The sequence below is a fragment of the Candidatus Finniella inopinata genome, from assembly GCF_004210305.1.
In the GTDB taxonomy this organism is placed as follows: domain Bacteria; phylum Pseudomonadota; class Alphaproteobacteria; order Paracaedibacterales; family CAIULA01; genus Finniella; species Finniella inopinata_A.
In genome coordinates, this window is sequence record NZ_SCFB01000002.1 from 162,144 (window position 1) to 174,737 (window position 12,594).

A 12,594-nucleotide genomic window follows, 5' to 3' on the forward strand; every position below is an offset into this window, starting at 1 on the left:
TGAAGCTGCCAGTTAAAATTAGATCGCATCAGCAATCTGAACCGTCATCGCCCGAACTGTATTAGATAACAAACACGCAATCGTCATGGGGCCAACTCCACCAGGTACGGGCGTCACATAACCGGCAACTTTTTGCACTGACTCCCGGTCCACATCGCCCACTACGGATGCTTTCTCTTCTGTGGATCCATCTCGGTTAATGCCAACGTCGATGACAATGGCTCCGGGCTTAATGAAGTCGGCCGTGATAAACCGAGGCTGGCCGATAGCCGTCACCAAAATGTCGGCCTGCTGGCAAAGTTGCTTCAGGTTAACTGTGGATGAATGCGCCAGGGTGACCGTGACATCGTTATTTGTCAGCAGCATCGCCATGGGCTTTCCGACCAAAATAGAACGCCCAACGACCAGAGCATGCTTCCCCCGCAGATCTGGGCAAACCGATTGAATCAGCTCCAAACATCCAAGGGGGGTACAGGGCACCATCAAGGGATCCCCTGATATCAATCTGCCCAGGTTATAGGGGTGCAGGCCGTCCACATCCTTGGCGGGATTGATTTCATTTAAAAGCCGTTGCCTGTTAAAAGCATTGGGCAAGGGCAGTTGCAACAAAATGCCATGAACACCGGGATCCTGGTTCAGCCCCTTAATCAGGTCCAAAACTCCATCCTCTACCATATTTTCAGATAACTTATGCACGCAGGAATCGATACCAACCTCGTGGCACGCCGCCTGCTTGTTTTGCACATACAATTGGCTTGCCGGATGATCGCCCACCAAAATCACATGCAGAGATGGCTTTCGACCAAACGCATGAAAAGTCTGACTCACATGTTGTTTAATATTTTGACGCTTGAGGGCGGCAATTAATTTGCCATCAATGAGTACTGCTTGCGTCATCAAAAACCCTTAGGAAGGAAACTTGTATAAAATTTGCGCAATGACCCCTTGAACGAAGTAAATGATGAAAAACAAAATAAGCGGCGAAACATCGATCCCCCCGAAATTCGGAATAAAACGGCGAATAGGGTTTAAAACAGGTTCCACCAACCGAAAAAGAAACGTGTGGATTGTGTAAACAATTTGATTGTAACGATTTACAATATTTAACGTTTCCAGCCAACCTAAAATAATGTAAACCAATACCAAAAATTGATAGAGGCCGATAACTTTCAACAGTACGCTTAACATGGGGACAAAAATAACATCCATTCCGTATCCTTGAAAACAATCACGATTTTCTAATACCTACCCCAGAGCGCTCTAAGTTTCAAGGCCATACCTAAACGCATGAAGGAATTGGCGATTAATTTCGCTCCCATCCCATCAACGCGTTGTAAAATTGGAAGAACCAGAAGTTTTTATGGTTTTTGTCCTCCCCTCCGTGGCAATAAAGCATCACTTGGGCGCTATAGTTTCCAAGGCGTGCGTGTTGTTCCAAATAGGCAAGGCCTGTTTCTTTATTGAATCCATAGTTTCTGTTGATATAAAGCGTAACTGGTCTGTCACCAGATGAGTGAGCATCATAATATCTAAAATAAAAATGGCTATCGGTGCCAAGTTCATAGCAACCGCGTCCATCTGAAAAATGGGCGATACTCGCGCTGTAACAAACAGCTTCCAGAGCATCCTGGTCCCCACCACGGATTCGTTCCTCTAGATACGCGGGCCCTGTCGTTTCGGTGAATCCAAGAGTACCTACAAGAGCGAGGATATTAAGAGCTTGTTGGGCATGAACATCACCCAGTTTTACCTGTTCATCCAGATAGGTTCGTGCAGACGTTTGATCGAATCCTAATTTGCACCACTGGGCTTTGTAGCTGAGTATCTTTTGTGCATCTTGGTCCCCCAGTTTTGCCTGTGATTTCAAATAGTCAAATCCCGATTCTTGCGTAAATCCTAATTTTCCATTATCTGCTGCTTGGTTAAGTATCTTTTGTGCATCTTGGTCCCCAAGTGTTGCCTGTGATTTCAAATAGCCAAGCCCAGATTCCTGATTGAACCCTAATTTTCCACTCTCAGCTGCGTGGTTAACTACCCTTTGCGCATCTTGATCACCCAATTTTATCCGCGCTTCTAGATAGTTGCGCCCTGTTTTGTCATCAAATCCTAACTCACAATTCCCTGCGGCCTGATTAAGTTGAGATTGCGCATCCTGATCACCCAATTTTATTCGCGCTTCTAGATAGTTGCGCCCTGTTTTGTCCTCAGTCCTTGCCCTAAGGTTAAGCTCGCACTGGGCTTCTTTATCGTTGTGTTCTCCTGCCAATTCTTCAAGCTGAGCAAGACTTCTTTGACCAAGTGATATTGGAGCCCAGTACTTAGACCAGTACTTATGGTATTTTATAAAATAATCTATTTGTTTTTGGACTTTAGAAGAGAATATTTGGCCAACTTTTGCAAACATAGGGAACACCTCCTCTTTCTGTTCCTTTCCAGTTATCATCTGGCAATACCCCCGAAGAACATCAGAAAATTGTTCTGTATAAGCTTCCCTGATACGACTCATTAAATCGTTATCATGAATTAGTTTTTCTGGATTTTTAATCCAGTTTGCAAACTGGTCTTGTCCATGGTGAGCAAGTTGGATAGCTGCTTTGAGGCCTTCAAGGTTTTTTTCGCCATATCCCTTTATGTATTGAGTTCTAAGGCCTGGCAAATAGGCTCTTCTAATATCATCCCAACATGAAAAGATATTGGCGTCAGGCAGGGAAGTTGATGCGAACTTGATGGCTTCCTCCAAACTGTCAAGCTTTTTGATGATGACAGCCCTGGGACCTGGACCATCAAATATTTGGTGAAGTGATGGCCTTGATATCGAGTCACCCTCTTCTGCAGTTGCAGTTGCAGCAGCAGAAGCCTGAAGTACGCTTGTATGGGTTGTATATAAAAGAAGGGTTAAAAGTGCCTTTTTGAGGGTTGGATTACGCATAAAAACCAAGCAGTATGTTGCTACTATTTTAGTGTAATTTTATTAAACTTTTAGTGTCAAGATCCAACACAAAAACCATTTTCTCAACCCCCATATCTTTGCCTGCTTGTTAAAATCCAACTACGCACTTGTCGGCTTTTAAATGACAAACCCCATAAGGAACAGCCAAAAAAGAAGCCTAAGCCACAGAAAAACAACAGAAAAAGATTGACCCATTAATTGAAAACCGATACCTATAATTTCATGTTGCCTGCTTGGTGGAATTGGTAGACACAACAGACTTAAAATCTGTCGCTCTTTGGGCGTGCCGGTTCGACTCCGGCAGCGGGCACCATCTTTGCTTTTTTATCCCTCCTTATTTTCAGGAGAATACTCTTGGTATCAGACTCATCTGACCATACTTTTAATCCCAAAATCCTAAGGGAATACGACATACGCGGCACCGTTGGCCAGACGTTATCAACCAAAGATGCCTATTTATTAGGGCGGCGCTTTGGCCAAATGATGCGAAAGAACCGCCTTAAAACAGTCAGTGTGGGCCGCGATGGCCGCCTCAGTTCTCCCGATTTAACAGCCGCTTTAATGGACGGCCTTATTGAAACCGGCGCACATATCTACGATGTTGGTATTGGCCCCACCCCCATGTTGTACTTTTCGGTCAAGCACTTAAAAACAGATGCGGGTATTATGGTCACTGGATCACACAACCCGCCTGAAGATAACGGATTTAAGATGACTTTGGGTCATCGTCCGTTTTTTGGGCAAGACATTCAAAATTTGGCCGTTCATGAAGCTGATGAGGCATATACCGGTGGTCGTTGTGAAGCTGTGTCAATCGATACAGCTTACACAGAACGTCTCCTTCAAGATTATAAACCAGGCCGCCGATTAAAGGTGGCGTGGGATCCTGGCAACGGGGCGGCCGGTGAAATTGTTCAGTCCTTGATTGACAGCGGTCAGCTGGCCGTTGACTCGGTGGCGATTAACACAACCATTGATGGGACATTCCCAGCCCACCACCCAGACCCCACTGTGCCTGAAAATCTGGCTCAACTACAAAAAGTCGTCCACGATCACGGGTGTGATTTAGGCATTGCCTTTGATGGTGATGGGGATCGGATTGGGGTTATTGATGGCCAGGGCCGCATTTTGTGGGGCGATCAACTGATGATTTTGTGGTCGCGCGATGTTTTATCACGCCACCCCGGGGCCACCATTATCGCCGATGTCAAAGCCAGCCAGGTTCTGTTCGATGATATTCAACAGCATAAAGGCCGGGCCATTATGGCCCGCACAGGCCATTCGCTTATTAAAACAAAGATTGCGGAAACCAAGGCCCTGCTGGCCGGAGAGATGAGCGGGCATATCTTTTTCAACGACGACTACTATGGCTATGACGATGCCATATACGCCGCGATCAGGCTTTTGAACATCTTGCACCACAGTGATAAAAAATTAACCCAGCTGTTTGATGAGTTGCCCAAATGCATTAATACGCCTGAAATTCGCATTGATTGTCCAGATGACAAAAAGTTCCACGTTGTGGCCTCTATTCAAGTGCAACTACACCACGATGGTGTTTCGTTTGATGATGTGGATGGAGTTCGGGTGCAAACGAAAGAGGGATGGTGGCTTTTGCGAGCCTCTAATACTCAGGCTATTTTGGTGGCACGGGCTGAGTCGAAAACCCAAGAAGGACTAGAAACTTTGTTGGAACAGTTACAAAGTTATATGGAACCTTTTGGGTTAAAGTTGCCTTAAAAATAACAAAAAGCACATCAACCATTATTTTCTGCTCTGCGGCATTCACTGATGGACTTTCCGGTTCTCATCATCAAATCCGAAAGCATAGCGCTATAGGGTCTGATAATACTGGCGTACTCGTTTGTGGTCATGATCCAATAAAGCTTGTTATCCACACACTGTGAGGGGTTTCTTAAAACAAGAGTTTGGTCGCTTTCGACTTTTTGACCATCCTTGGGCAAATAAAGAAGAAGCCACCCTATTTTTTAATGATTTCCTTATCAGTAATACCAGTCAGTAAACTTTTTAAAAAATTCCGTGTTGCATCTAGGGCGTGTCATCAATTAAGCCAAATAGCCGCAGCAACCAAATGTATGGCTCCCAGGAAGTTTCGAGCTGTTTTATCATATCGAGTGGCTATGGCTCTGTATTGTTTAAGTTTGTCGAAGAAGTTTTCGATGAGGTGCCGGGCCTTGTAGAGGTCTTTATCATACGAACAAGGGTTGATCCTATTCTTTTTTGGGGGAATGACCGCCTCACATCCTTTCTCTTCAAGTTTTTTTCTCATACGTTCGTCTGCGTCATAAGCCTTGTCAGCTAAGACGGCACCAGCTTGCGTAAGGTTATCTATTAAGGCATCGGCACCTTCTAAATCGTGATCTTGTCCGGCTGTTAAATAAAACCCTGTTGGATTTCCCAACGCATCACAGGTGGCATGAATTTTGGTGCTTAATCCTCCTTTGCTTCGTCCAATCGCTTGGTCAGCTGAGAATTCTTTTTTTTAGCACCAGCACTGTGCTGATGAGCACGCACTATACTTGAATCAATCATAGCGTATTCATTGTCAGCATCTTGGCTTAATAGCTCAAAAATTTTCTTCCACACACCTGATTGGCTCCACCTCGAATGGCGTAGATGAATAACTCTAAAATCCCCAAAACGTTCCGGTAAATCACGCCACGGAATTCCAGCTCGATATCGATATAGAACGGCTTCTATAAATAGGCGATTGTCTTTTGCTGTTGCACCAACATATCCTTCCCTTCCAGGTAGCATACCCTTAATGCGATCCCATTGATCATCCCGTAATGCGTAGCGTCTCACCGAAAAAAACCTCGTAAAATTTTTCTCAATTAAAACAGAAATCTATGACTTATTCAATTGATGACACGCCCTAAGGAACCATTAATAAAACACTTCATCATTGTCTGTTGATCAGCATCAAGATTACTGATAACTATGTTCGTTTCCAAGCTATAATCAGAGCAATTAATCTTGAAAGTTGCATTCCTTAAAATTTCATAAAACCGTGCTTTTTGTTTTGTAGCAAGATCCTGCGTACATACAGCTGTATATTTAAGCTTTTGTTTAATGCTCTCACTGGCTATTACCGAATTAAAACCTAACAGGTAAATTGCAAAGGAAATAAGGGCAATTGCTCTCTTTTTATATCTTATAAAATAACGCATTTTTTAATCTCTACAAAAATTTTTATTGTCCAAAGAAGCACAGAAAAACGGCTCTAATATTAAAAAATATTATTTCCCAGTCAAAACCATTATAGAAAAATATAAATTAACAAAATGTTAAAAATTCTCAATTATTCACTATCGCGAAAGAAGTTCCGAAAAGAATTTTGCATTCACGTCCGTTGATTGGTTCTTTCTTCACAAGGGTCTAAAAATGAAAACTCTAATCTTCCTAAAAAACCTTCCGTTAAGAATTTTTTAATGATTTAATAATTAAGTTATCTTAAATTTTAAATTAGCTTTATAAAAAAAGGACTCCGGAATGAAAAGAATGAAGCGTCTTATTTTAATGGCCCTTATGTCAACCACTTTGTGTTCACCTATTTCTTATGCCTCTAGTTCCGGCTCTGAGGACTTGGCGTCGCCAGCATCCTCCTCCTCCGGCCACTCCTTTAACCCCAAAATTTTAAGGGAATACGACATAAGGGGAACCATGGGCCAAACATTATCAATCAAAGACGCCCTTTTATTGGGACAGCGATTTGGTCAAATGATGCAAAAAAATGGCCTTAAAACTCTCAGCCTTGGATTTGATGGACGTTTAAGTTCACCCGAATTAACAGCGGCCTTGATAGACGGCCTGACCCAAACTGGCATCCAGGTTTATAATATTGGCCTTGGACCAACGCCTATGTTGTATTTCGCGATCAAACATTTGGAAACTAATGCAGGGATCATGGTCAATGGGTCACACAACCCTGCCTTGGATAACGGGTTCAAAATGGCTTTAAAGAATCGTCCATTCTTTGCCAAAGATATTCAACTGTTAGCTAATGGTCCAAGTGAATCCAAGACATATGGCGTTGGAATTTCTCAGGAAGTTTCAGTCAGCAAAATCTATATGGATCGTTTGTTGAAGGACTACAAACCAACGTCTCGTCGTTTAAAAGTGGCATGGGATCCAGGAAACGGGTCTGCGGGAGAAATTATTCAATCGTTGATTGATGGTAAAAAGCTAAACGTCGAATCCTTCCCAATTAACACCAAGATTGACGGCAATTTTCCAAATCATCACCCAGACCCAACCGTGGCAGAAAATTTAAAACAACTGCAAGAAACCGTCCTTCAAAATAAATGTGATTTAGGTATCGTATTTGACGGCGATGGAGACCGCATTGGTGTGGTCGATGGTCAGGGCCGTATTTTGTGGGGGGATCAACTGATGATTTTGTGGTCCCGCGACATTTTATCGCGAAACCCTGGAGCCACCATCGTTGCTGATGTCAAAGCCAGCCAAGTTCTATTCGACGATATTGAAAAAAACAAAGGCAAACCCGTTATGGCACGGACAGGCCATTCGTACATTAAAACAGAAATTGCAAAAACAGGGGCATTGCTAGCTGGGGAGATGAGCGGGCATATCTTTTTCAACGATATTTATTATGGCTATGACGATGCCATTTATGCTGCCCTTCGTCTTTTAAACATTCTGCACCAAAGTGATAAAACGTTAAGTGAGATATTTGATGCACTTCCCAAGAGTATCAATACACCAGAAATGCGTATTGATTGTCCTGATGACAGAAAGTTTAATATCGTTGCCGCCATCAAAAAGGCGCTTAAGGAAGCTGAAGTCGCCTTTAATGACATCGACGGAGTTCGTGTTCAAACAAAAGATGGATGGTGGTTATTAAGAGCGTCCAACACCCAGGCTTTATTGGGTGTGCGGGCTGAGTCACAAACCGAAGAAGGATTAAAAACTCTTTTGGGACAGCTGCAAAGTTATATGGAACCTTTTGGTTTAAAGTTGCCTTAAAAGAAGACTGAGGTTAAGGGCCTTATTAAATACAAGCCCTTAACCTTTCCAAGGCTTCCGGCATATTTTTTCGTCCAAAACCGACATGAGAATGATTGGTTTGGTGGTCGTAAAGCGATGCGGGCATCAAAAGAACCCCGCTTTGTTTAACCAAACGATCGCAAAAATCGGCGACAACCTAAGTGCTTTGATAATTGACGAATCCAACGCATCCGCCCTGAGGTTTTACCCAAGAAAAAAGTTCGCTATATTCAAAAATCTCAACTCCGAACCAGCCTTAAACTCTTTCATTAATATTTTTTCAATGATTCAATGGTAGAATCATATTCATTTTTTATTAATTTTCGAGAGGGTGAAGTGAAAAAAACCAAGAATCTTAGGCTATTGACTATTATCTCAATGACTTTGTTTTTATCCGTTACTTACGCGTCTAGCTCCAGTATGTTCGATGCTATGCCCAAGAGTATCAACACCACCGAAATGCGCATCGTTTGCGCCGACGAAAGAAAATTTAATATTGTCGCTGCCATCCAGCACGAGCTTTATGAGGATGATGTCGAATTTGACGACGTCGATGGGATCCATGTTCAAACAGAGGATGGCTGGTGGCTCTTGCGAGCCTCCAATACCGAGCCTTTATTAAGCGCGCGGGCTGAATCACAAACCGAAGTGGGGTTAAAAATCATTTTGGAACAAATGAAAAGCTATTTGGAACCTTTTGGAATAAAATTACCGTTGTAACATTAAACAGGCACAGATTCATTGACAATACATAGCAAAAAAGCTATATATTGTGCATGCGCTGGAAAATCGTTGTTCATCAAAAAGCTTTAGAAGAAATCGATAACCTACCGGTTGAAATGCGGGCAAAACTAGCACGTCTTCTTGAAATTATTCAAAGTGTGGGTCCTTTGGGTCTTTGCGAGCCATACGCGAAAAGCTTAGGCCAGAAATTATGGGAAATTCGCTTGAGAGGAAAGGATGGCATTGCGCGGGTAATTTATGTGGCTTTGTCTAATCAAACAGTAGGCATTTTGCATGCTTTTATCAAGAAGACCCAGAAGACACCAAAACAGGCCCTTGATTGTGCGAAAAAGAGATTAAAGGAGTTATGACAATGGAAAAATGGCAAGATTTTGACGTCCTTAAAAAAAAATGGTTAGAAGACCAAAATTTCAAAGAAACTTATGATGCGCTGGAGCTTGACTACAAAGTTGTTTTGGAACTTATCAAGGCTCGCTCCAGAGCAGGCTTAACCCAAGAGGCATTAGCTAACAAAATGGGGACAACGCAATCGGTCATTGCGCGATTGGAGTCAGGGAAGACGCTACCCAGCCTTAAAACCCTTCACAAATATGCTGAAGCAACTGGGAGCCATGTTCAAGTTCACATAAGATAAGGATGGTCCTCACCTAAAATCTCTTGGCCCTGCTGGGCAATTCAGGCCTGGCAGCAGCTTTTGGCCAAGGTGCGAACTTTGGCAATGTATCCTGCGCGCTCTTCATACCGGTGTGTTCTTGAATCTTAAAAGTTGTAACCCAACCAAGGGCACAAAAAAACATAAAGCAAACACAAATTCGCCCATCAAAATCATATGAACGATAATGACACCTTCTGCTAAATAAACTGTTCTATGTAATTGTTTCCATTTAGGAAAGGTCAATTTTTTTACGGAACGATTATTACTGCTGATTGCCAACACAAGAAGTATTGGAAAAGCAACCCAGACACCAGGAATAATTGCTGGGTGGAAAAAATACGGAACGGCCTTATAAAAAGAGCCACGCATAATCAGAAAACACACAAAGTGTATCAATGCACAAGAAAAGCTGGCGACTCCTAACTGCCGACGATGGCGATTTAATTTCAGAACCCACACCCATTGAGGTTTCAGCTTTTTAATAGGATTTAAAGACAAGGTCAAGACAAGGAAAGACACTGCAAAATATGCGGAATAGGGCGTAAGCAATTCCCATTGGCTGCCGTTATACGTTAGCATCATCCCCATTACGACTGCCGGCAATTGCGTGAGAATCCATATACGATTTTTAGGGATAAAGTTTCTAACAGCTTCCCTCATTTTAAATTCCTCTTCTATATCAAAGCACAATATCCGCTCGGAATTTTATAAAAATATCTGCATTTAGTGTTCCTGCTGGGTGATCCAGGCTTGACAGCAAGTCTTTGCCAAGGTGCGAACTTTGGCGATGTATCCTGCGCGTTCGGTGACGCTGATCACCCCGCGTGCATCCAGCAGGTTAAATACATGGTTGGCCTTGATGCATTGTTCATAGGCAGGCAGAATCAAATTTTTATCCACCAACGCCTGGCACTCTTGTTCGCAGTCTTGGAAATGGCGCAACAATACATCTGTGTTCGCGACCTCAAAGTTATAGGCTGAAAACTCGCGCTCGGCTTGTAAAAATACATCGCCATAGGTCAGTTTTCCAGGGCCTTCCAGCCCGTTCCAATTAATATCAAAATGATTATCAATCTTTTGAATAAACGTGGCAATTCGCTCCAACCCATAAGTGATTTCCACTGGCACGGGATTACATTCAAACCCGCCCACTTGCTGGAAATACGTAAATTGGGTGATTTCCATACCATCGCACCAAACCTCCCACCCTAAGCCAGCGGCACCAAGTGACGGGTTTTCCCAGTCATCTTCCACAAAACGAATGTCATGGTTGGTTAAGTCAAAACCAATGGCCTTTAAGCTGTTCAGATACAGCTGCTGCGGGTTTTCTGGGCAAGGCTTTAAAATCACCTGGAATTGGTAATAATGTTGGGTCCGGTTCGGATTCTCGCCATAACGTCCATCAGTCGGCCGGCGGCAGGGTTGCACAAAGGCCGCGTTCCAGGTCTTTGGCCCTAAAGCCCTTAGCGTTGTTGCCGGGTGAGTCGTCCCGGCCCCCATTTCACTGTCGTACGGTTGCAAAATAACGCACCCCTGATCAGCCCAATATTTTTGTAAATCGAGAATGATATTTTGAAAAGACTTCACTGATTTTTCGCCCAAAAATTCTTTTATAGCTAAAGGTACAAGATGGATCTTTCAATCGTCAACAAAACTAGATGAAACTGGATGAAAACCGTTCTTACGTACTTTTTGCTTATTCTCACCAACGACTAAATAAGTTTATATACGAACACTCCTCCTTAATCGAAATGGAATTAATTATAATGTCATTAAATCTTTCTTTAATTACCTGCCTGTGGCCGCCTTTGCCTTGGGCACTTACTCCCTCAGCACTGCTTATGCAGTTGATGATGAGGCAGTAAACCTGGAACAAAACAAAGCTTTGGTTCCTTTTAGCTTAGCAGACGCCGAGCGAGAGGTCGAAATCATGAACGCTTGCGATAATTATGATGATCCAAATGAACCTCAAATCACAGAGGAACAACACAAGTACCTAGCGGCACAAATGTGCGAAAGCTATCTGGAAGAGGAAGCTGCCAAAACCCCTGCACAAAGGGCCGAAGAAAAAAAGAAGAAACGAGAATCCGACAGGAAATTTGCAGAAGAGAGGAAGAAGATTGAAGATGGAATTTTAGTAAAGATTAAAGGCTTTCTTGCAAAGCATCCTGCCGATAAAGGAAAAATGGGGCAGATATTCAAAACGAAAGAATTTCAGTACTGGGCAGATTTTTGCGAAAAAGCGGGGGATCATTTATGGAAACAAAAAAGGTATGATGATGCTGATTATTTTTATGACTTATCAGCCTTGGGGCTCAATATTTACACGCAAAATGGCGCGGCCTCTTCTCAGTTTCGGATGCATCTTGAACAGTTAAACCAAGAGATAATTGTCGCCAAACCCAAATGTCCGACACCTTCCATGTTTCACAATATTCAGCAAGCCATTTGGGCAGGTTACGATGCGTCGGGTTGCAACGATGAAGTGGCAGAAAGTGCTTTATTTGGATTAAAACAACACAGGGGTCATATTATCCGCTGGCACCTTTCTCATCAGCATGTCTCACAAAATGTTTATTTACGTGAAATCGCCTATGCCTATGATTTTGTGGACAAAATTTTAAGCCAAGCCAGTTCTTTAAGCCGCTTACGCAATGCAAAACGGTACGATGGGTCACTTGCCAGTGCCGACCTAGCTAAACATTTAATCGACCTGGGTTTTTGGGGAATAAAGCAAGGTCAATATGAACATAACTGGGTCAGGGAAGATAACATAATGATCAGAGTTAAAAGCAAACCAGTCTACGCGAAACCAGGACAATATGCAGCTGAATTTACAATTGGCATTACTGCTGAGAATCCGATTGTTTGGGATGCGAATGGCAGACCAATTTCTTTAGCAACGGGAGCTGATGGATATGCACTCGCTTTTGATGAAAATAACGAGGTTTTCAAATTAGCCTATGACAAAGGTGCTGTTTTCGTTGTCCCTTCAAGAAAATTCGCAGCACGTTGGAACCAGTTTGGCTTTTCTAACGCTATGATGGGTTGCTCACATTTTCCTTTACCGGGTGGTTTTGGTGACGCAAGAAACTATTACAGCACCAAACAAGCAGAGAACCAGCTCTCATTCTAAAAATACTAGGGCGTGTCATCAATTAAGCCAAATAGCCGCAGCAACCAAATGTATGGCTCCCAGGAAGTTTCGAGCTGTTTT

At 43.0% G+C, this 12,594-nt stretch carries 13 protein-coding genes and 1 tRNA gene; 7 read left to right on the plus strand and 7 right to left on the minus strand.

Annotated elements, in window-relative coordinates:
* Window positions 1–18: 18 nt before the first annotated feature.
* The 3 genes from folD to EQU50_RS01640 form a co-directional block, all read right to left on the minus strand.
* Complete coding sequence (gene folD, locus EQU50_RS01630) at window positions 19–897, minus strand: bifunctional methylenetetrahydrofolate dehydrogenase/methenyltetrahydrofolate cyclohydrolase FolD (protein WP_130153422.1); 879 nt, start codon at window positions 895–897, stop codon at window positions 19–21.
* Window positions 898–906: 9 nt separating this feature from the next.
* Complete coding sequence (locus EQU50_RS01635; protein ID WP_130153423.1) at window positions 907–1,209, minus strand: YggT family protein; 303 nt, start codon at window positions 1,207–1,209, stop codon at window positions 907–909.
* A gap of 94 nt (window positions 1,210–1,303) precedes the next feature.
* Window positions 1,304–2,929, minus strand: coding sequence for a hypothetical protein (locus tag EQU50_RS01640; RefSeq protein WP_130153424.1), 1,626 nt, complete (start codon window positions 2,927–2,929; stop codon window positions 1,304–1,306).
* Between the two features lie 248 nt (window positions 2,930–3,177).
* On the opposite strand from EQU50_RS01640, the gene EQU50_RS01645 reads away from it, so the two are divergent.
* Window positions 3,178–3,263: transfer RNA gene (locus tag EQU50_RS01645), tRNA-Leu, on the plus strand.
* 35 nt (window positions 3,264–3,298) lie between these two features.
* On the plus strand, window positions 3,299–4,690 hold the full coding sequence (gene pgmG / locus EQU50_RS01650) for a phosphoglucomutase/phosphomannomutase PgmG (RefSeq protein WP_420886593.1): 1,392 nt from the start codon (window positions 3,299–3,301) through the stop codon (window positions 4,688–4,690).
* A gap of 322 nt (window positions 4,691–5,012) precedes the next feature.
* On the opposite strand, the gene EQU50_RS01655 is transcribed toward pgmG (EQU50_RS01650), so the two are convergent.
* Together EQU50_RS01655 and EQU50_RS01660 are read right to left on the minus strand one after the other, a co-directional pair.
* Window positions 5,013–5,776, minus strand: a protein-coding gene (locus EQU50_RS01655) for an IS5 family transposase (protein ID WP_130153426.1) whose coding sequence is annotated in 2 segments (ribosomal slippage) — window positions 5,013–5,441 and window positions 5,444–5,776 — 762 coding nt in all. Because the reading frame shifts where the segments join, the coding sequence is not laid out codon by codon here.
* A 53-nt stretch (window positions 5,777–5,829) separates the two neighbouring features.
* Window positions 5,830–6,141, minus strand: coding sequence for a hypothetical protein (locus EQU50_RS01660; protein WP_130153427.1), 312 nt, complete (start codon window positions 6,139–6,141; stop codon window positions 5,830–5,832).
* A 322-nt stretch (window positions 6,142–6,463) separates the two neighbouring features.
* On the opposite strand from EQU50_RS01660, the gene pgmG (EQU50_RS01665) reads away from it, so the two are divergent.
* The 4 genes from pgmG (EQU50_RS01665) (at window position 6,464) to EQU50_RS01680 (ending at window position 9,356) form a co-directional block, all read left to right on the plus strand.
* Window positions 6,464–7,957: a phosphoglucomutase/phosphomannomutase PgmG gene (gene pgmG, locus EQU50_RS01665; protein ID WP_242508802.1), complete on the plus strand. Its 1,494-nt coding sequence runs from the start codon at window positions 6,464–6,466 to the stop codon at window positions 7,955–7,957.
* A 399-nt stretch (window positions 7,958–8,356) separates the two neighbouring features.
* On the plus strand, window positions 8,357–8,698 hold the full coding sequence (locus EQU50_RS01670) for a phosphohexomutase domain-containing protein (RefSeq protein ID WP_165380289.1): 342 nt from the start codon (window positions 8,357–8,359) through the stop codon (window positions 8,696–8,698).
* A gap of 56 nt (window positions 8,699–8,754) precedes the next feature.
* Window positions 8,755–9,072, plus strand: coding sequence for a type II toxin-antitoxin system RelE/ParE family toxin (locus EQU50_RS01675; protein ID WP_130153429.1), 318 nt, complete (start codon window positions 8,755–8,757; stop codon window positions 9,070–9,072).
* A gap of 2 nt (window positions 9,073–9,074) precedes the next feature.
* Window positions 9,075–9,356: a helix-turn-helix transcriptional regulator gene (locus EQU50_RS01680; RefSeq protein WP_207216279.1), complete on the plus strand. Its 282-nt coding sequence runs from the start codon at window positions 9,075–9,077 to the stop codon at window positions 9,354–9,356.
* A 102-nt stretch (window positions 9,357–9,458) separates the two neighbouring features.
* Here the strand turns inward: EQU50_RS01680 and EQU50_RS01685 are convergent, their stop codons facing one another.
* Together EQU50_RS01685 and EQU50_RS01690 are read right to left on the minus strand one after the other, a co-directional pair.
* Window positions 9,459–10,037 (minus strand): ferric reductase-like transmembrane domain-containing protein, encoded by a 579-nt coding sequence (locus tag EQU50_RS01685; RefSeq protein WP_130153431.1) that lies wholly within the window; start codon window positions 10,035–10,037, stop codon window positions 9,459–9,461.
* 63 nt (window positions 10,038–10,100) lie between these two features.
* Window positions 10,101–10,964, minus strand: a complete 864-nt coding sequence (locus EQU50_RS01690; protein ID WP_207216280.1) for a glycine--tRNA ligase subunit alpha — start codon at window positions 10,962–10,964, stop codon at window positions 10,101–10,103.
* 211 nt (window positions 10,965–11,175) lie between these two features.
* Between EQU50_RS01690 and EQU50_RS01695 the strand changes: the two genes are divergently transcribed.
* On the plus strand, window positions 11,176–12,513 hold the full coding sequence (locus EQU50_RS01695) for a hypothetical protein (RefSeq protein WP_130153432.1): 1,338 nt from the start codon (window positions 11,176–11,178) through the stop codon (window positions 12,511–12,513).
* Window positions 12,514–12,594 lie beyond the last annotated feature (81 nt).